Below are 18,556 nucleotides of genomic sequence, written 5' to 3' on the forward strand. Positions count from 1 at the left end.
CTCCCTAATCCTGTAACCGGCTGCGTAAACATCGCGCAGCCGGTTTTTTACTTTCAGGGAGTGCTAAGCGAATTGCAAAAGTGGGTTTCTACGGGATGGTAAAACAAACTAAAAATCTGCTGTTGAGCAAGCGGTCTTTGACCGCGCCATTGGTTGAAGACCCTCAATAAAAAGGCAGAGTTACACGGACCTGAAACCAGTTTATCGGTCAACTGGAATTCTAGCTGCCGCTTTGCCACGCGCTTCATTGACGAATGACAGGACAATCATGCCGACGATGAAGAATGAACCGATAGCCAGAATTGCCGGACGTTGACTGCCGGTAGCGTTTGAGATTGAACCAAAAATCAATGGTCCTAAAAATGCCAGAGCTTTGCCGGCAATGCCTAAAAACCCGAAGAATTCCGCCGCATTTTCTTTCGGCGTAAACAAGGCAACCAAACTGCGGGTCACCGATTGACACGACCCCATACCGATTCCCGCAAACGTAGCGACAACATAAAAACTCTCTTTTGAATAAGAAAAGTAAGCAAGCACCACAGCCGCCAGCCAAATGCACAGCGAAATCATTATCGTCGTTTTTTGTCCGATGCGATCAGCTATCCAACCAAATGCAAATGCGCCCGCTGCCGCAATGACATTCATGACGATAAACAGTTTGAGAATATCCGCCGATTCAAATCCTACGGTCTCTTTGGCATAGCGCGCGGCAAAATAGATTACCGTAACCACGCCATCGTTGTAGATGAGAAAGGCAATCAACAATTTTAAAAGCTCACGATAACGGCTGATGTGCTTGAGGGTGTGTTTGAGTTGACGAAAACCAACCGTCAAATAGGTTTCACCGGCAGGTAAAGGTTTAGGAATACTGCGTTCGCGTAAGAACACAAATGTCGGAACCACCGCAATCGCGTAATAAGCGGCAATCACTACGGGAATCAACCGCGCCAATGAGAGTTGCTGAGGATTGGGGTTTTCAACAATGTTGTACGCCAGTGGCAGGCATAAAGCGGTGGCAACGAGTCCGCTCAAATAACCCAGCGTCCATTTGAAACCGGAGATGCGTCCGGCATTTGACTCATCGGAAATGCCGGGTAAAAAGCTATCAATAAACACGCCGCCTCCGGCAAATCCGATATTGGCAATAATGTATAACCCCAATCCTAAAATGGCTGCGCCGGGACCTACAAAATAGAGTGCGGCTGTAAACAGGGTGATGGTAACAGCACAAACCGCGAGAAATTTTTTCCGGCTTCCCGAATAATCGGCAATCGCGCCAAGTATCGGTGCGACCACCGCAACCAGCGCTTCTGAAATGGAGGCACCCAGTCCCCAAAGAAAGTCTGCTCGACCGGCATCGCCTACGACGACAGTGCCGTAATACAGCGCATAAGCGGTGGTGACGATGACCGTGGTGAATGCCGAATCCGCCACATCGTACATGCACCAGCCGAGTATTTCTTTTTTGGTAACGGGAAGAAGGGAGAGTTGCGTTTCAGTAGTTGACATTGAGGAAACCTTGAGTCTGGTAATTTGTGCTGCATGCTTTGGGGCTGAACGCCCAACAAAATACCAAACTCAAGGAACAAAATACAGACAATAACCAAACGGCTTCAGGTTATTTTGACGCGGTGTAATATGGGTTTTGCCCGGCAGCGTGATCGGTGGCATCGAAAACGTTTTGAATTTGCGGCACTTCTTCGCGCAACAAGCGCTCGACGCCCATCTTCAAGGTGACATCCGCTGCGCCACATCCCTGACACCCGCCGCCCATTCTCAGGAAGACATTGTTATCGGTTACGTCAATGAGTTCGACAAAGCCGCCATGTGAAGCGACGCCCGGATTGATCTGTTCATTGAGAATCTGTTGAATGCGTTTGCGCAACTGATCGGGCGCGAGCAACTGGTCTGCGGGAATTTCCGGCGGCGGATTGAGGAAAAAGCGAATTGCCGAACCGATGCGTTTGCCAACCTGTCGCCAATCATCGAAACCGCTCTTGGTCACGGTCACCTGATTATCATTCAATTCAACTTTGGCAACGCCGGGAATGGCGAATAGATTAACCGCCAGTTTATCCTGTTTAGCTTCATCACGATTGTTAAATACGGCTGCGCCTTCATAAACCTGCCGGTCAACGGTGAAGCGGCAAACATTGGCGTCCGCCTGGTCGACATCGGCTCTAATACGAATATCGCTTGGTGATGCACTCATTTTTAATTGCTCCTTTAATAAATTAATCGAACTTGTATTATAACCGGCGCGGCTTATTTTCAAAAATCGCTGCGAAAAGCCGCGTTTTCCTTGCAAACTTTTTTGTCCGTGTTATCATTCGCCCGTTTTAATTTCCGTAATCGAATCAATCGCCTTAATCTCAGTAGCATATTTTAAGCGGGAAACCTCCATCACTCGTCATCGTCTGACAAGTCAATGCCGTCGAACAGGATATTGGTATGAACAAATTGCCAGTTTTTTCCTCACTCCGAACACTCAGGGTTAGCGTGATGGTTTGCTCACTGCTGTTCCTGCTGCTCAGTAACGTCGTCTATTCCGGCAATCAACCGCCCACAACTCTTAGCCCGAATTTTCAAACCAAAGCCGCGCCCGCAAAAGGCAAAGGCATATTCAAATTCGCCTATATGCCGGTTAAAAACAAGGCGCATCTGCGTTTTCAAGAGAACCTGAAAAAAATCAAATTGCTTGAAAACCTTGCCGCTGATTTGAATGACAGCATCATCTTGCCCACTGATATGACGATTTATTTAGTTGAATGTGGCGAAGCCAATGCCTTCTACAATCCTGAAAAACACGAGATACAACTTTGCTATGAATATCTCGCTGAAATCGAAGCGGCATTTAAACCCGACACCAAATCGGCTGCCGAATTGAACGAAGCGGTAATGGGTGACTTGTTACATACGTTCTATCATGAACTCGGGCACGCCTTGATTGATATACTCGACCTTCCGGTTACCGGCAAAGAAGAGGATGCAGTTGACCAACTCTCTACCTTCATTCTCGCCGATGGCACGGACGAAGGCGAAGCCGCCATTATCTCATCCGCAAGAATGTTTCTTATCCAGCATGAACAGGATGACACGGATATTGAAGATTTACCTTTCTGGGATGAGCATTCACTCAATGCTCAACGATTTTATAATCTCATCTGCTGGCTCTATGGACACGATGAAAAGAGATACGCAAGCTTTGTCAAAGACGGCGTCTTGCCGGAAGACCGCGCCGAACAATGCGGACATGAATTCGAGCAACTCAGCAAAAGTTGGTCGCGGTTGCTTGCGCCGCATTTAAAGTAGTATCACGTTATCCACTGCACTGACTTTTAAATCGCATCCCATTTAACAATCAGTCAAGCCATTCGGGATTCAGCAGGTTGCCGAGAACCTGTGGATATGAATCCTTAAAATCATCCAATAACCTCGCCAAGCGTTTTGCGAGCCAAATCCAAAGGAGCGAAAAAAAATGAATCTAATGAAACGCAGTGCCCTGACCCCATTTATGCTGGCGTTTGCCTTCACCCTCGCCTGCAATTCCTATGAAATCGACAAAGCCAATAAACTGGTAGACGCTACCAACGTCTTGATTGAAACTGCCAATAAAAATGCCGATGAAGCCGGTACGAAATTGGGCGATATGAATTCCAAAGTGGGCGCGGTAGAAGAAGAAGACCAACTCGAAGCCTTACGCGCTCAGGCAAAAGAGATCATTCCGTTGATGGAAAAAGCCCGCGACGGTTACAAGGATGCCGCCGCCAAGTTCGATGAAGCCAGCAAATTGAAATTGCCGGAAAAGTACAAAGAATATCTCAGCGCCAAAGCCCAGGAGTTGAAGAAACGCGCCGATTCTACGGACGCCGCAATCGGTCAACCCAAAGCCATGCAGGAAATCAAATCACCCGAAGAATATCAACCGAAAGCTCAGGCGGTGGTTGACAAGATGCAAGCGGCAAGCAAAGAAGCCGATGATTTCAAGGCGAAAGCCGAGAAGATTTATCAGGAGAATAAAGCCCTGTTCAAAGAATAACTTTTTCAATCTTTTTGCCGTATCACCTCAATTAAAAAGGAGATTAAAAGGTATGTCAGCATCCTCAGCGCCGCCCGCTGGCGGCAGTAATATGATAGGCAAAATCATTGCCGGGGTCGCTTTGCTCGCATTGTTAATCGCTTACTTTACGGTCTTGAACGGTTTTCGTCATGAAGGCGAAAACCGTTCCGTAAATATTTCCGACAAGAGCAACGCCGGCGAAGACTATATTGAAATCAATATCAAAGTGGTTTCCGTTGACCCGGTCAAAGGCGATTTGATTACGCGCCTCAGTTTTGAGCCGCATGGCGCGCTGGCGAAAGATGAATTTTCGCCCGCCAATGATTTAACTTTGCTCATCAACAGCGCCACCGGCAAACAGGAACACAAGTTTGAAAAAGGTAAACGCATGAATCCGATTGACGCGACGCTGACGCTTGACGGCGAATCCAGCGAATACCCGTTCGATTCGCATGAAGCCGATTTGATTCTGCTGATGACCACACCCGTACAAGAAAAAGCCGAAGAGCCGAAAGAAGAACCGCGCGAAGGCGCGGAAAGCGAACCGGCTCCGAAACAGCCGCAAAAAGCCAGTGTTTACGATAGCAATGAACCCGTGGCAATGGCGGTTGAATTCACCGGTTCGGTGCCGGGTCTCAAACTCGACGCCGAGAAAGATAAAGAGAGCGAGGTCGGTTACACGGGCATCGAAATGACCATTTCGCGTTCGACAACGGTGTTGTTTTTTTCGAGCTTTGTGATGGTTTTGATGTTGGGTCTGGCAACTATGGCTACCGGCTTGATGCTGCGTTTCTGGCTCGGCAAACGCAAAGTTGAACTTGCCGCAATGAGTTTGTACGGCGCAATGCTCTTTGCGTTTCCGGCGTTGCGCAACAGTCAACCGGGCGTGCCGCCGATTGGCACCTACAGCGATTATATCTCGTTTTTCTGGGCTGAAATTTTAATCGGCATTTGCCTGTTGATTATCGGCTCGCTGTGGGTCATTCGCCGTCCGTCATAAGCGTTTAAAATTGCGATTTCTTTTCAAGAGCGCCAAACTGGCCTCGCGTCGGTTCGGCTCAGCAAAACCACGCTTCGGTAAGGCGCGGCGGCTTGATGCGATGAGTAGCAAGCAATGCCTGGTTACGAACCGCTAGCTCATCGCCGCGCCTCACTTTTGCCAGTTCGCGAATGCGATAAAAAGTTACCGCTGTATCTTCATTGCGTTGCGCTGCGCCTTCAACCAGAACCGCAACCTGCCGTTGCAATTCATCCATTCGCGCATCCGGGTGTTGCCAGTCATAAGTGAACGCCGGTTGATTGAGTTTGCCAAGCCACAGGGAAGTTTCTTCGCGTTCAAGCAGGCGCGAACCCGGCGGCACGAGTAAACGAATCGAATATTGCACGGGGTCAACCGCATCGATGAGATTTTCGCGTTCAACGAAATCCATCACCTCGATGAAATCATCAAGCGTCGTCCAGGGCGTAAATGAAACCAGCGACGGGCGCATGGCAATACCCGCTTCACGCAAAATATTTAAAGCGTCCGTGACATCATTTCGCGTATGGCGTTTTTCAAGGCGCATCAAGACTTCATCGCTTAACGCTTCAACCGCCGATACCACGAAGATACAACCATACCTGGCAAACGATTTGAATAACTCACGATGTTTGATGATGTGTTCAATCTTTGCCGTGAAATCAAACGTCAAATGCGGAAAGGCTTGGTGCAAGCTTTCGGTCACTCGCAAGGCATGCGTCGGGCCATTCAAAAAATCGGGGTCGCCAAAGGTGATGTGCGCGGCTCCCGCTTCGACGAGTTGACGAATATCTTCAAGCACGACTTCACGCGGCACCGCAAAAAATCGCCCTTCGTAAATCGGCGGAATCGGACAATGGGTGCAATGATGCAGGCAACCACGCGAGGCTTCCGTATAACCCGCGAGCCGCTGTTCGCCCTGCCAATCGAGTCGCGCATAGCGTTCAAGCCCGGGCATTGCCGTGCGTTCAGGTTTGCTAAACGAAAGCCGCGCCAGCACAGGCATTGCCGCTTGCAGTCTGGTTTTTACGCCCGCCGGAATTGACAACCGCTCAGTCGCATTTTCATCTCGCGCCAATACTTTTTTAATTAACTCAACAAGCGCGGTTTCAAATTCGCCGCCGATGATTGAATCGGCAACCGTATCGAGCAAATAGTCGCTATTGAGCGAAGCATACAAACCATAAAAGCAGATATGACCATCAGCATTGATGCGGCGAATCTCTTGTGCGATTGCCACGCCCAGACGCAAAGCCGTGTGCATCGGAACCGAGATGCCAATGAATTTCGCGCGGCTGATTTTCTCTGCATCGAAGCCTTCAACTGAAACATCCAGCGCGTCTGCGCGAATCCCTTCACGCTTGAAAAAACCAAGCGGCATGGCGATTCCCGCAGGTTGATGACCGAGTTCATATGTCGAAATCAACACCACGTCTGCCGAATTTTCAGACATTCGCTGCATTCCATTTTTTTGCAGGCTCAACAAATTCATTGAGGTCATTTTAACCTAACCGCTGCGTTCACTGTATGCGCTAATCTATCACAAACTCCAATTTGCTGTGCGCTTCACGCAAAGCCTGTTCAGCCACATCAGGCGTAGCGGCGCGACTGAAAATAAAGCCCAGGTAACTCGCGCCTTCGGGCGGCGGCAGTAAATTTTGCGTAAGGTGCGCCGTGATTACGATGTCTTCGATGTGCGCCATCTGTTTGGCATCTTCCACGCCAAAAATTTCCCGCAAGCAACCGGCGCGAGGAATCGGAATCATCATCACCGCTGCGGCTTGTCGCTCACGACTAATTTGCGAAACATCTTCGCCAATCGCCTGCCGTAAAATTAATTCTTCAAGTGAAATTTTCTCTTCGCCAAACCTGAGCGCCCGCGAACAGAGTCCGCCAATCGCCCGCGCTGCGACTTCGATCACCCACGCGCCTTCTTCATTGATGCGAAGTTCTGCGTGAATTGCGCCCTTCATAAGTCCCATCGCCTGGGTTGCCGCTTGTGTGGTGGCAAAAATTTCGCTCTGAATTTCTTCGGATAATCGCGAAGGTGTGACATAAATCGTCTCTTCAAAAAACGGCCCGTCGAGCGGGTCGGGTTTATCGAATATCGCAAGCAGTTGCAGTTTGCCATCGGTGAGCAATCCTTCGACGGCGACTTCGACGCCGGGCACAAACGATTCGACGAGAATATCGCGCTTTGCCGCGCCGCCTTTTTTAGCGACCTGCGGCAATTGCAAAATTTTTTCCAGCCGGTTAATCGCGCCAACAAAAGCTTCTTCATTATCCACGCGCATGACGCCGCGACTCGTGGATAGAAACACCGGCTTAACGACACAGGGATATTCAACCTGCGCGGCGATTTCGCGCGGGTCTTCGTCCAATGTGAAATGACGGAACTCGGGGACACGCATGTTGGCTTGCTTTAAAGTTTCGCGCATCAGGTGTTTGTTTTTAGCAACCTGCACGGCGCGAATGGAATTTTGTTTGATGCCGATGCCATCGGCAACAAAGCCGCTGACGACTGCGGTGTCCTCATCAACCGGAATCACTGCATCAACCGGAAATTTTTCGGCATAGCGGGCGGCTTCTTCGGCGGCTTTTTCAGGCTCAAAGAAACTAAGGGTCAACAGATTTTCTGAATTTTGATTTTGCAACGTGTTGGATATTTCCGAAGCGGCGACCACCTCGACCCCAAGTTTGAGCGCCGCATCCAGATACGCTTTGGCGCGATAAGTGGTCGTCGGCAAAAGTAAAAGCACACGTGGCATAACATAAAAAAGGGTAATCAGTTGCGCCTTAAAAGGCAAAAGCGTTGTGTGGTTAAACCCGATTCAAATGATTCGACCTGGAAGAAAAGTTGCAATGATATGAAGAGAAAAATCAACTTGGGATTGGGCAGATAAACCGAATAGGTTTTGCAATACCTATCCGTCCAATCCGCTTTTTCCGCCTAATCCCAAGTTGATTTTATTATTTCGCGTCCAGATGATTTTGTTCAGGAAAAACCATCAACGCAAAATGAGCCTTCTATCAAACAATAAGGCTACATGAAATTGCGTGTGTGCAGGGCAGATAATTCTCTTGCTTCTTTTTCGGAAAATCCTAATTTTAAAAGCCGCGCCTGTCGTCCGGCATCCATCTCGGTTTGTAGCTGTTGAACTTGCTTAAAACCTTCGGCAATCGCTTCAACGCGCCATTCACCTGCGGCAAGCAAAACGAGCGCATCAAAAACCGCTTCATTGAGTCCGCTGGTTTGCGCCAGTACGTCGTGGCGACGATGAATAGCCTGCGCCAGGCGTGGGCGCGCGGTTTCATCTTTGGAAATTTGATATTGCAAATGTCCCATGCCGAAGGCGACGTGGCGCGCTTCGTCCTGCGCTGCGAGTCTGGCAACCGCGCGGGTCACAGGGTCTGGCGCGTGAGTTTCCAGAAACCACAACAGATTTAAAAATGTCCCTTCGCCGAGAACCGAAAGCAAAAACGCCGCCAGCGTGAAATCCGGTTCATCAATCAGGGTCTTTAAAGATGCCTGCCCGCTTGCCGTCGATAGTCCGAGTTCGTTTCTTCGCAACGTAGCGCGGCGCGTGAAAACTTCGATGTGCCGCGCTTCGTCGGCGACCTGAATGGCGAGCAGTTGCATCGCTTCGCGAAAATGCGGATGAATCTGCGCGAGAAATCGTGCCGGAACCAGCATCGCCGCCGTTTCATTTTCGATGAGATAAGTCATAATCTGCACGATGGCGGTTTCGACTTCATCGGGAATCTCAAACGCTTCATCCCAGTTGATGGCAGTTGCAGGGTTCCATTGCGCGGCAGCAGCTTGCGCATACAGTCGCGGCACATTTTCAGCCCACACCTGAGCTTTTTGATTCAGTCCGAAATAAAATTCCGGCGCGCTCGTTTCAACCGTTGCGCCGCGCGCCGCTAGTCCCCATCGCGCCGAAGGCTCATCAAGAATTGCGCCGACAACCTGGTAATCGGCTAGACCTGCCGTCTCGGCATTCTGCCAGCGACCCGCAAGCGCGCTGCCGCGCACAATCCAACCGATGAGCGGTGAAGTGGCTGAATCATTTTCGTCGCTTGATGATTTTGTTGAATCGTTCGCGGCATTTGATGATGGCGCATCATTCCAAATCACTTTGTGACCTTGCGCGCGACACCAACCGCGCAGATGAATGGCAAGTTCCGGCGCGCTGCCTCTGATGCCTAGCTTTGCGCCAACCGGAAGGTCAGCGAGTGCGCGGTTGATGAGCAAATGCGCGCCGCGATCAAGTGACAGGTCTTTAATATCGATAATTTTCAGCGGTGATATTTCCGTTCGCATCATAAAACTTCATCTCATCAACAGCGATTTCGAGCGCGCGATAGTTTTCGACGCGCCCCTCGCGCCAAACCTTTAACCCTTCCAAATCCATGAGCGGGCGAACTTCCGGGTCGTCGTAAGACATATTGAGCAAAAGTTCGTAAAAGCGCCCAATCAATTCATCCGGCGTCGTTGAAAGCACCGTGAAATTGCAATGGTCATAAACGGCAGTTTGCGCAAGCACGCGAGTCGAACCTGCGGGCAGAGTGCCTTCTCTGGCAAACAGCAAGTGATTCCCATCAATCATACAGGTGGCGGCGGCTCTGCCGGCAATCAAAGCGCGCGCGGCATCGCGTTCGCCGCCAATGTGGTCGCCATGTTTTCCGCCGAGCACATCATGGTATGCAATCTCGAAATCAACTCCGGGCGTGAGTCCATTGGCATTGATGTGCGAGAGCGGAATCAAGCTCGCTTGCGGTGAATCGATTGCACCGACGGCAACCACTTTTCCTTTCAAATCGGCGATGGATTGAATCGCTGAATCGGCGCGCACCAGAATTAAGGATGTCAAATCCTGGTCGGTATCGCGCATGGCGATGGCTTGAGCGGTTAAGCCTGCGGCTTGCGCCAGACGCTGGCTGCGAATCCAGGCGAGCGGCGAATTCCACGCGACCTGAAAATGTCCTGCCAATTGCGCTTCAACCTGTCGCTCATAATTTGCATAGAGCACATAATCAAACGGCAATCCTTTACGGATGAAAAATGCTTTGAAGCCTTCCCAGATGGTGACGACTTTCGGGTCATAAGCGACCGCGCCAAGTATTAAAATTTTTGCATTCGACATTGGGGGTTTCTCCTGTTATTCAAACAACGGCATTTGGCAAAGCGCCTTGCCGATGAAGTCATAGAGCGCATCCGAAGTCGGAGCCATTACCAGCGCCGCGCGCGCATCCCGGAAATGGCGTTCGATGCCGACCTCTTTGCGAAACGCCGCGCCGCCGCAAATCCGCATAGCAAGGTCTGTGACTTCGACTGAAGCCTCCCCGGCAGCGGCTTTCACCTCAAGCACACGCAGCATGGCGTCTTCGCGTCCCTGTTCTAAAGCATCGAGCGCGTCGAGCAGGAGCGCGCGCGTCGCATCGGTTTTGATACGCATGCGCGAAAGGTAAGCGCGAACGGTCGGCAAATCGGCAAGCGATTGTTTTGAATATTCAAATCGGGTGTTGGTGACGTGTTGAATGGATTTGCTGGTTGTGGCTTCCATCGTGCCGACGGAAAACGCTGCGCTCATGATTTGAAAATAGGGCAGCACCACGCCCATCATGATGTCGAAACCGCCACCATCTGCGCCGAGCATCGCTTCTGTTGAAATCAACACATTTTCGGCTTTAACGGGCGATGAAAAGTTGCCTCGCAGTCCAAGCCCATCAAAAGGCGCAGGAATCTGTAGCCCCTGGGCATCCGTAGGCGCCTGCCAGATGGTGATTGCGCCATCGTTGGCGAGCGCGCGACTCGACCAGACGTAGGAATCGGCTTGCCCTGCCGAAGTGACCCAGCTTTTCTGGGCATTGAGATAAATTCCGTCATAGGATTTTGCCGCCGTACCGAGTGGCGTCCAGAAATGGCTGCGCGAACCGATTTCGGAAAATGCCAGCGTCGTCAGGTGTTTACCCTTAGCGATGGCTTCGCGCGTTGTGCGCGTTCCGTGCGCTTCAATGACCGCGGCTCCCGCATAGTGCATACAAGCCACCATCGCGGTCGATGCGCAGGCAGCGGCTAATCGTTCGACGACGAAAGCCGCAGCGCGATGCCCCTGTCCGAGTCCACCGACTTCTGTTGCAGTGATGAGTCCTAATAATCCCGCTTCGCCGAGCGCCGCGAGTGCAGGGCGCGGAAAACTTCCCGTCTGGTCAATCTCCGCCGCCATCGGTTCGACAACCTCTTTTATGATTTTCTCCAGAGCGTCTTTATAGTTTGAATTATTCATGTAACCTCTCAAATCTTTCTTCATACCGGTTAGGAAAAAATGAAGCCATTGAGCTATTTGACTTGAAAGGCAAATCGCCATCAGGCATTTACCTTGCTCAATTGCTGTGTGGTTTTGGGAAGGAATCGGGGCATCACCAACCGCCCCGCTGAAAGGGAGAGGTTTAGGTGAAAAGCCGCGAACCTTGATTTCCAAATCGCAAAACTTGCGCAACCCCGGAGGCGCAAATTCAGGTTTTTTTAAAATCGTAAATCATGGTTTTTACTTTCAATGTGAAGTCAGATTCATTCGGCATCAGATGATGGATTTAGAATCTGCACCAATTGTGTTACCACACGGCGAGATAAAAGAACAAGGGTTTCAGGATAAAGGCGTCCGCTGAAGAAAGGTTACTAAAAAGGCGAATACCTGTCGGGGCTTTGGTCATACGCGCAATACTCGGTGATGACGCATTGGTCGCAGGCAGGATGTTGCGGGCGACAGATTTTGCGACCGTGGCGAATTAAATTGATGTGCGCTTCAAAGTAGCGCGCCTGGGGAAGCCGCATTTCCAGCAGTTGGTGCGCTTCTGCATCACTACATTTTTCAGGAAGCCATCTGAGTCTTCGCGCGATGCGAAAGATATGCGTGTCAATCGGAAAAACCGGGCGGTTGCAGGCAAAAAGCAGAACACAGGCGACCGTCTTTGGACCTACACCTTTGAAACTTGCAAGCAACGCGCGCGCCTCTTCAAGCGGCGCAGTGCGCAGAAAGGATAAATCGAAATTGCCGCGTCGCGCATAAATTTCATTGAGGATATTTTTAATGACGATGGATTTTTGCTTTGCCAGCCCGCCCGAACGGATGGCGGCTTCTATCGCAGACAAACGCGCCTTGCGGGCGTGTTCCCAGTTTGGAAATTTTTTCTTTAAACTGTCAAAGGCGCGACGACTGTTGATATTGGTAGTGGATTGCGAAAGGATGGTTTCAATCAAACAATCCAGCGGGTCTAAATCTTTTTCAAGTTCAGGAGTGCCATAAACGGCGCGCAGGTTTTGTAAAACGAATGGGATAAATTGCTCAACTTCGTGTCGACGGATTGCTTCTGCCATAGGGTATTATTCATTGCGCGAAGGATTTTTCACAATGAATTTGACCGGTTTATTGATAATTTTTTCCGGCTTTTTTCAGGGGGTTCAACCGCAAAGGCAAATCGCCTCAAGGGATTTTTCAAGCCTCGGCAAAGTTGCTGCGTTGACAATGGCTAATGGCGTTTGTAATAATCCTGCTTTGCCAAAAAGGCAAAATTGACAGCATAAAGCGTCCGTAGCTCAGCCGGATAGAGCGTTTGCCTACGAAGCAAAAGGTCGCACGTTCGAGTCGTGCCGGACGCATCAATCATTTCAAGCATTTAAGGCAAGTCATCCGGCTTGCCTTTTTTCATTTGTGGCAGAATTGTGGCACTCGACCTGCCTTTTTTCATTTGCTCGCATCAGGTTTCAATCGGCTAACAATCGCCTCTTCGATTTTCACCCAACTGCTGAGCGCGAGGTTAAACGCCGGCTTTGCGTAATTCATCCTGCAATGCCGGTAAGTGTTTGTACATTTGGCGCAATGTGCCGATGTAATCAGACCATTCAACGTCTTCATCAAGTTGTAGAGAGAGCTGTTGGGCGCGCTTCAGATATTCGGCGGCTAAATGATATGAAGCGCGGTTGCGTTCTTCGATTGCCGTCTCGGCTTTCTGTCTGTAGATTCTGATGGCTTCCTGCGGGTAATCTTGCTCGGCAGCCTTAGCGACCTCGCGCCCATAATCGCGCCAGCCGTAGCTTTTGATCTGCGGCAACAACTCGATAGCGCGCCGCGTATCTTTTTCATAAAGGGCGATTTCCATAAGCGCCGCAAATTGTTTGCCGCGTTCCAAAGTCGCCAGCGCTTCGCCGCGAACCGCTTGCCAATTCTCGGTCTTGCGACAGACTTCCTCCAGTATCTTAAAGCGTTCAACTGTTGGGCTATCAAAAAAACTTTTCTGCTGCCACTTAACCGCTTCTTCGGCAGAGCCGAACTTGCGATAATAAGCCGCCAGCCAGTCGTTGCTTCGCCAATTGCCTTTGGCGGCGCGCGCCTGCACGAATTCGACAGCCGCTTGCCTTGCCCCGGCATCGACAAGTTCATCGGCAAAGCTTTCGACCAATCCCGGCTTATCCTTAACGATGTCGTTAATCCGGCGCAAGGCTTCTTTAAAATTTTTCTCTCGAATCAACAAACTGGCTTGCTGTTCGGGAGTTCCCGCTTCACGAATCAAAGCCGTCACTTCGCCTTGTCGTTTGCGCCGTTTCAACCCTTCGGCTATGAAATCAATCAACGAGCCTTGCTCCCAATCGCGGCTGCGCGACGCTTTGTCGCGTACAGTTTCCGCAATCCACTGCCACTCGTCGTCGGTCGTCTGTTCAAGGATGATCGCTTCGGCGCTGGCGCCAAAATCAACGCCGCCGAGTTCATGGTCTTTCAAAAAAACCGCTAACAGACATTGCCACCAGTTGCGCCGCGCCGCATTCTTGAGTCCGCTTTGTTTGAGACAATCGCCCAGCGCCTTGGCGAAATCGTCAACGACCGCCATGACATCGCCATTTTCATCAACCTGCCACAGCAAGTCGTCATAGGCATTCACAATTTCATCAAGCAGCGCGTAATAGACGGCTCCGGCATTTTGAAAATCTTTCGCCCGGCGCAACTCCTCGCCGACTTTATCGAGAGCGCGCAATTCTTTGGCAATGGTTCGCGCCCTGCGGTAATCCCACTCGTCGATTTTCAAGACGCGGCGCGCCTGTTTGCGTATGGCAGCGGTGTCTAGCGGCTTTCCCTGTTTCGCCCTGTGGGTTGCCGTATTGATAGCGACAACGGCTTTAAGTTTCGGGTCTTTGCCGGTGAGTTCGTTGATCAGAGCGATGAGTTCTGCTTTGCTGCGGTCTGCAAGTTCGCTGGTCGTTGATGAAGCGACTTGAAAATTTTGCGGTTCATAAACGTAAGCGAGCAATAACGCCACCGCGTGTTTACAAACGCCTTCATATTCATAAGGGCAATCGCAATCGCTATCTACAACGCCATTTTTATCGAGCGTAATGCGCACCGCATAAGGCTCCGGGTCAGAGCCTTGACATTCGCCGCGCAAACTCATTCCTTCAAGCGCGGTGGCGGAAATTAATCCTTGGTCGTAATAATCCTTGCCGCGCGCAAACACTTTGGCAGTCGCCAACGCCCGCAGTTGCGCCTCCGTGAGTTTCGGTAATTTCGCTTTCGCCATAGTGGCAATTTCCAGCAGTTTGATTATTTTTGCAAGCTGATTACTCTTTTTTTAGAAGAACATCGGTATTCGGTTAGGACTCGAATTGGACACTATTCTTTTCCATATATTTCAAGATTTCACGATACTCCAGTCAATCTTTACTTCAATCGGGTTGAGAGGCTCTATAGCCTCCAGTTTCTCGTTATAAGGAGCCGGGGTGTATTGAATCGGTCGATCTTTATCAAAACAGGCTAAAACTGCGCCGACCGAAGCGGTTGCCGGCATCCCTGTGAAATCAACAATCACATCCTCTTCAGAAAAAAATTGCGGAAGATTTTGATAAATCTCTTCGATTTTCCATTTGAGCGCTAAGGGGTCGAAAACATCTGTGTCGGTGATGGGGACAATCTCAAAATCCGTAGAATGGTTTTCAAATTCTTCTTTTAATCTTTCCCCGATTTTATTTGATTTGGCTGAGCAGACCAACCAACATTTGCTCAAGATTTGCTGATGCCACTTGATGGCTTTTTTGCAGACCGCTTCCTGACTGACGAGTAAAATCAAGCCCTTGCGCATTGCGGGCTGTTTTTTGCCAATCAAAGGTGTTGTCTTTCGATGACGATCCAGAAATTTTCTCAGCAGCCAACCGGAGAAAAGGATAAACAGAAAAGCGCCGATTGAAATTCTTATCAACGCGCCATTGTCGGTTGTCAGCCAGTTCGTCAACAGTGAAAAGACTGCGTTTCCCAAGACGCCCAAAGCGACTCCGCCAAGCACAAACGGTAAAAACATATCCGTAGAAAATAATAATGACCATCCGCCAAATAACTTTTTAGCCGCCCCGCCGCGAGCGCCGCAACCATCTGGTCGCCCTCGCCGCTGATGGCTTGATGATGGGTGATAATGTTTACGCGAACGTAGCTCACTTGGTATTCACCACCTCTTCCAGAAATTCACACAGAAATTTCAAAACCTCTTCGCCTACGAAATATCCGCCCCAGAAACCCCATTCTGGCAAAGACCCACCATACCAACCTCCTTGAAACTGCTTATTAAGAGCTTGAATGATTTGCCCCGTTCCGAAGAAATTGACTTGATCGGGCGAGATGACTAATAAATTTTCATAACCTGTGCCGCTCAAATCTTTTTCCAGCCTGTCTGTTATAGGAGAAGTGCGACTGTGGGGCAAATTCACAGCCGTCAATTTCCCGTCAAGCAAAACTCTTGCATTGCGAACCGCTTCTTCGGCTTTTTGTTCTTCTTCTTCTGTCACACCTTGCGCTCGCCTGTCTGCTGCTCGTACTTGTTTTATCTCCTCTTGCGTTGCGCCAATTTCCTTCATGGCTTTGATATGTCCGCGATCATTCGCAGCAACTAAGTCGTGCCATCGCGTCCATTGTTCCGAGGGAAGATTGAGCAACTCAAATACTTGATGAAGCGATGTAGGTTTATCGCTACCCGCCCGCTTGCCGTGATGATCAATGGTTATTATTTGCTCGTCAGCCAAATCCAAATCAACGGTCAATTCAATAAACACAGGCGTTTTGCCTTGTATAATCGCTTTTTCAATTTCCTCTTTGTAATCCGAAGCCTTTGCCCCCCAAACAAGATTCTTATCGCAAAAAGCAAACGGCGCGTGCCGCTCAAGAAGTTCACGAATCGTCAACATCTCAAGGTCACGCCCGCCTAGAAAGAAAAAAAGCTGATCCTGTTTTGTTACACTCATCATTTCTTCCAAGGATGCTCAATTAGCGTAGTAAGAATTTGCTCATCCGCCAACGGCTTTAGATAATCTCTGTTGTAATGCTCTCCAGCTTTAATTTTATTTTGTCCTGAGCCAGAGCCTGTATCATTTGCAACGAACCACTGATAACTATCTTCTTCATCATTACCATTCTGTGGTTGCACAGTTGGATAATGAACTGCTTGAGTCACTTTACTCGGGTCGCCAATCAGTTCCAAAGCGTTACGAATCGGTGGTTCAATTTTTTCACGAAAATTTTCGTGGAGAGACCCTGGTAAAATCAAATCCGGCGTTCCTATAGTTGTCTTTTCGCGTCTATAGCGGTCAGGCAATTCGGAAAAATCAACAGCATCTTCAATCCACGGATATACATTTGGATTCTTTATTGCTTTCCAACTCCTTGCATAACGCGGCGTGAAAAGATTTTCGCTTTTATACCTTTTGCTTCTATCAACTAAAAACAAGCCTAGGGGTTCGATTCTGATTCGTCCTAACCCAATGGGTTTACCCAATCCAAGTTTGTGGCGAAATTCTTTCGTTGGACGTAAAGCATAGAGCAGTGCGCCCAATTCATCATCATTTAAATTGTCAAAGTCGAGATGAAAGTAGAAAACCGAATTTTCTTTTACAGGCATTGCCTGCATTTTTAACTTAAAAGTTTGGGGATCAAGATTTTTTGATTTCCAATTTTGAGACCCACTTGAGTTGTGATGCAAATAAAATTTACGCCCTTGGGGGCTATGTCCACCTATAGGGTTTTCTTCTTTGTTTCGGATAATAGGTTCAAGTTTGTCTTTAGCAATATAGCCGCCAGTTCCATCCGCATTTTTGAAATACATAGCAGGTGAAGGCGGTTTCGGACTCCCAAGAGTTTTTAAAATAGTCCATCCTTCCGGGTCTTCGATGTTTTGGACATAAAAATCCTCATACGATTTTATTGATTGCCACCCGCTTTCGTTCTTAATACCTGCAAACCTTGCGGGGGATGGATAAACACATCCTGCAAGAGACAATTCTTCCTTGACCTTTTTTTTGTTTTTCAGATGTTCGTTGTTTTCAACAAAGCCAAATATCTGCTCAGCAAGCGTTATCAATTCACGCTTTTGATTGAAGGGCAAAATATCCGAATCTATTGCCTCGAAAAAATTAAAAGTTGTTTCTGCTCTTTTCGTTGTCTCTGCTTCGACTCTCTTGCGCCAAATGCACGAGTATGCAACTTCGACGACAACTTGGTGCTGGTTAATCGTCTCAGACCGAAAATAAACTAAGTCCCCATGTTTCAATTTAAGATTTTTGTCTTCGTTACCATTATTTCGCTTAGTGCCAACTGGCTCATATGGCAGTTGCTCATCCTCATCAGTTCTTAATTCTGCTAATGACTCAAAACATTCAACCGCTTCGGGCAGGATGTCGAGAATACCCAAACCACTAAGATCATCAAAATTAGTTTTATTCTTCGGTAGATAGATAAATAGTTCATGTTTGCGTCTGAGTTCATGAAAATCTTTTTTTCTATTCGCATTTTCCATTATGCGGAGAATACCACGTTCATAGGTTCCTTTTTGGCTTTGAGGCATTTGATCCCAAACCTCTTCTGCTATAGGTTGGACAGTCGTTCCATGCCGTTCGTCTTTTTTCATATAATAGTATTGCTGATTTTCAAAGCTGAAAGTTGTGAAGTTTTGAGGTGAACTCAATTTCACCTTTAAACAGCCTGTGGGCAGTCTTTGAGAAAAATTACATAAAGGCAATAGCTTAAAATTGCCCGTAGCGCCTGCTTGAACAACCATGCCTATGCCACGCAGAGCATCTCTTGCCGCTGTTCGATATGAAAAGACTTTGTTACTTAAAACGCGCAACGCAGAATTACTTGCTGCTTCTGTAATACTTGAAAGCAACCCACGTAAAGTTGAAGCAGGAATAGCAGGCTTATCATCAAGTTCATATTGAAAAACTTTTGTTGGTGTTTGCTCAGTGCATTGTTTCCCTCCAACTATAAATGGAGTCTCAGCTATTAAGCGACAGATTATGCGCCCTGAGTGTGTGTTGTCGTAATAACGGTCGTGGGTAACTTGCCCAACCTTTCCGTTTTCAAAATCTTCTCTATATAAATCTTCAAATCCCGAGCTTTCTTCTACAGGAACAAAATGGTAGGGATTGTGAAATGTCATAATGGTTC

15 protein-coding genes and 1 tRNA gene are annotated in these 18,556 nt (G+C 48.8%); 4 read left to right on the plus strand and 12 right to left on the minus strand.

Going from position 1 to position 18,556, the window contains the following annotated elements; genetic code table 11:
* Nucleotides 1–201: 201 nt before the first annotated feature.
* Together AB1757_09165 and AB1757_09170 are read right to left on the minus strand one after the other, a co-directional pair.
* Nucleotides 202–1,509 carry an MFS transporter gene (locus tag AB1757_09165; GenBank protein MEW6127196.1) on the minus strand — a complete coding sequence of 436 codons (1,308 nt, stop codon included), beginning with the start codon at nt 1,507–1,509 and terminating at the stop codon, nt 202–204.
* A gap of 109 nt (nt 1,510–1,618) precedes the next feature.
* On the minus strand, nt 1,619–2,212 hold the full coding sequence (locus AB1757_09170) for a NifU family protein (GenBank protein MEW6127197.1): 594 nt from the start codon (nt 2,210–2,212) through the stop codon (nt 1,619–1,621).
* A gap of 239 nt (nt 2,213–2,451) precedes the next feature.
* On the opposite strand from AB1757_09170, the gene AB1757_09175 reads away from it, so the two are divergent.
* The 3 genes from AB1757_09175 to AB1757_09185 all read left to right on the plus strand — a co-directional run bounded on the left by AB1757_09175 (nt 2,452) and on the right by AB1757_09185 (nt 5,060).
* Nucleotides 2,452–3,312 carry a DUF4344 domain-containing metallopeptidase gene (locus AB1757_09175; GenBank protein ID MEW6127198.1) on the plus strand — a complete coding sequence of 287 codons (861 nt, stop codon included), beginning with the start codon at nt 2,452–2,454 and terminating at the stop codon, nt 3,310–3,312.
* Between the two features lie 166 nt (nt 3,313–3,478).
* A complete protein-coding gene (locus AB1757_09180; GenBank protein ID MEW6127199.1) occupies nt 3,479–4,039 on the plus strand; it encodes a hypothetical protein in 561 nt (186 codons plus the stop codon).
* A gap of 52 nt (nt 4,040–4,091) precedes the next feature.
* Nucleotides 4,092–5,060, plus strand: a complete 969-nt coding sequence (locus AB1757_09185; protein MEW6127200.1) for a DUF4436 family protein — start codon at nt 4,092–4,094, stop codon at nt 5,058–5,060.
* Between the two features lie 58 nt (nt 5,061–5,118).
* Here AB1757_09185 and AB1757_09190 read toward each other — a convergent pair whose 3' ends face one another.
* The 6 genes from AB1757_09190 to AB1757_09215 all read right to left on the minus strand — a co-directional run bounded on the left by AB1757_09190 (nt 5,119) and on the right by AB1757_09215 (nt 12,459).
* Nucleotides 5,119–6,531, minus strand: a complete 1,413-nt coding sequence (locus tag AB1757_09190) for a CUAEP/CCAEP-tail radical SAM (seleno)protein (GenBank protein ID MEW6127201.1) — start codon at nt 6,529–6,531, stop codon at nt 5,119–5,121.
* 79 nt (nt 6,532–6,610) lie between these two features.
* Nucleotides 6,611–7,846, minus strand: a complete 1,236-nt coding sequence (locus AB1757_09195) for an ATP-grasp domain-containing protein (protein ID MEW6127202.1) — start codon at nt 7,844–7,846, stop codon at nt 6,611–6,613.
* A gap of 275 nt (nt 7,847–8,121) precedes the next feature.
* Nucleotides 8,122–9,405 (minus strand): ferritin-like domain-containing protein, encoded by a 1,284-nt coding sequence (locus tag AB1757_09200; GenBank protein MEW6127203.1) that lies wholly within the window; start codon nt 9,403–9,405, stop codon nt 8,122–8,124.
* Complete coding sequence (locus AB1757_09205) at nt 9,362–10,225, minus strand: PhnD/SsuA/transferrin family substrate-binding protein (protein MEW6127204.1); 864 nt, start codon at nt 10,223–10,225, stop codon at nt 9,362–9,364. Before AB1757_09205 ends, AB1757_09200 begins: the two co-directional genes overlap by 44 nt.
* 15 nt (nt 10,226–10,240) lie before the next feature.
* Nucleotides 10,241–11,368 (minus strand): acyl-CoA dehydrogenase family protein, encoded by a 1,128-nt coding sequence (locus tag AB1757_09210; protein ID MEW6127205.1) that lies wholly within the window; start codon nt 11,366–11,368, stop codon nt 10,241–10,243.
* 392 nt (nt 11,369–11,760) lie between these two features.
* Nucleotides 11,761–12,459 carry an endonuclease III gene (locus tag AB1757_09215; protein ID MEW6127206.1) on the minus strand — a complete coding sequence of 233 codons (699 nt, stop codon included), beginning with the start codon at nt 12,457–12,459 and terminating at the stop codon, nt 11,761–11,763.
* 208 nt (nt 12,460–12,667) lie between these two features.
* On the opposite strand from AB1757_09215, the gene AB1757_09220 reads away from it, so the two are divergent.
* Nucleotides 12,668–12,741: transfer RNA gene (locus tag AB1757_09220), tRNA-Arg, on the plus strand.
* A 158-nt stretch (nt 12,742–12,899) separates the two neighbouring features.
* Here the strand turns inward: AB1757_09220 and AB1757_09225 are convergent.
* From AB1757_09225 to AB1757_09240, 4 genes are all read right to left on the minus strand, one after another.
* A complete protein-coding gene (locus AB1757_09225; GenBank protein MEW6127207.1) occupies nt 12,900–14,651 on the minus strand; it encodes an SWIM zinc finger family protein in 1,752 nt (583 codons plus the stop codon).
* Between the two features lie 111 nt (nt 14,652–14,762).
* Nucleotides 14,763–15,425 (minus strand): hypothetical protein, encoded by a 663-nt coding sequence (locus tag AB1757_09230; protein ID MEW6127208.1) that lies wholly within the window; start codon nt 15,423–15,425, stop codon nt 14,763–14,765.
* 130 nt (nt 15,426–15,555) lie between these two features.
* Nucleotides 15,556–16,362 carry a hypothetical protein gene (locus AB1757_09235; GenBank protein MEW6127209.1) on the minus strand — a complete coding sequence of 269 codons (807 nt, stop codon included), beginning with the start codon at nt 16,360–16,362 and terminating at the stop codon, nt 15,556–15,558.
* The gene (locus AB1757_09240; protein MEW6127210.1) at nt 16,359–18,548 is read right to left on the minus strand and encodes a TIGR03986 family CRISPR-associated RAMP protein; all 2,190 of its coding nucleotides are present in this window, start codon (nt 18,546–18,548) and stop codon (nt 16,359–16,361) included. Before AB1757_09240 ends, AB1757_09235 begins: the two co-directional genes overlap by 4 nt.
* Between the last annotated feature and the right edge of the window lie 8 nt (nt 18,549–18,556).

The sequence above is a fragment of the Acidobacteriota bacterium genome, from assembly GCA_040754075.1.
Lineage (GTDB): Bacteria > Acidobacteriota > Blastocatellia > UBA7656 > UBA7656 > JBFMDH01.

Excerpts from the sequence above, each read along its gene's own strand:
- AB1757_09165 (MEW6127196.1), bottom strand. The coding sequence starts at position 1,509 with ATGTCAACTACTGAAACGCAACTCTCCCTTCTTCCCGTTACCAAAAAA.
- AB1757_09170 (MEW6127197.1), bottom strand. The coding sequence starts at position 2,212 with ATGAGTGCATCACCAAGCGATATTCGTATTAGAGCCGATGTCGACCAG.
- AB1757_09175 (MEW6127198.1), top strand. The coding sequence starts at position 2,452 with ATGAACAAATTGCCAGTTTTTTCCTCACTCCGAACACTCAGGGTTAGC.
- AB1757_09180 (MEW6127199.1), top strand. The coding sequence starts at position 3,479 with ATGAATCTAATGAAACGCAGTGCCCTGACCCCATTTATGCTGGCGTTT.
- AB1757_09185 (MEW6127200.1), top strand. The coding sequence starts at position 4,092 with ATGTCAGCATCCTCAGCGCCGCCCGCTGGCGGCAGTAATATGATAGGC.
- AB1757_09190 (MEW6127201.1), bottom strand. The coding sequence starts at position 6,531 with ATGTCTGAAAATTCGGCAGACGTGGTGTTGATTTCGACATATGAACTC.
- AB1757_09195 (MEW6127202.1), bottom strand. The coding sequence starts at position 7,846 with ATGCCACGTGTGCTTTTACTTTTGCCGACGACCACTTATCGCGCCAAA.
- AB1757_09200 (MEW6127203.1), bottom strand. The coding sequence starts at position 9,405 with ATGATGCGAACGGAAATATCACCGCTGAAAATTATCGATATTAAAGAC.
- AB1757_09205 (MEW6127204.1), bottom strand. The coding sequence starts at position 10,225 with ATGTCGAATGCAAAAATTTTAATACTTGGCGCGGTCGCTTATGACCCG.
- AB1757_09210 (MEW6127205.1), bottom strand. The coding sequence starts at position 11,368 with ATGAATAATTCAAACTATAAAGACGCTCTGGAGAAAATCATAAAAGAG.
- AB1757_09215 (MEW6127206.1), bottom strand. The coding sequence starts at position 12,459 with ATGGCAGAAGCAATCCGTCGACACGAAGTTGAGCAATTTATCCCATTC.
- AB1757_09225 (MEW6127207.1), bottom strand. The coding sequence starts at position 14,651 with ATGGCGAAAGCGAAATTACCGAAACTCACGGAGGCGCAACTGCGGGCG.
- AB1757_09230 (MEW6127208.1), bottom strand. The coding sequence starts at position 15,425 with ATGTTTTTACCGTTTGTGCTTGGCGGAGTCGCTTTGGGCGTCTTGGGA.
- AB1757_09235 (MEW6127209.1), bottom strand. The coding sequence starts at position 16,362 with ATGATGAGTGTAACAAAACAGGATCAGCTTTTTTTCTTTCTAGGCGGG.
- AB1757_09240 (MEW6127210.1), bottom strand. The coding sequence starts at position 18,548 with ATGACATTTCACAATCCCTACCATTTTGTTCCTGTAGAAGAAAGCTCG.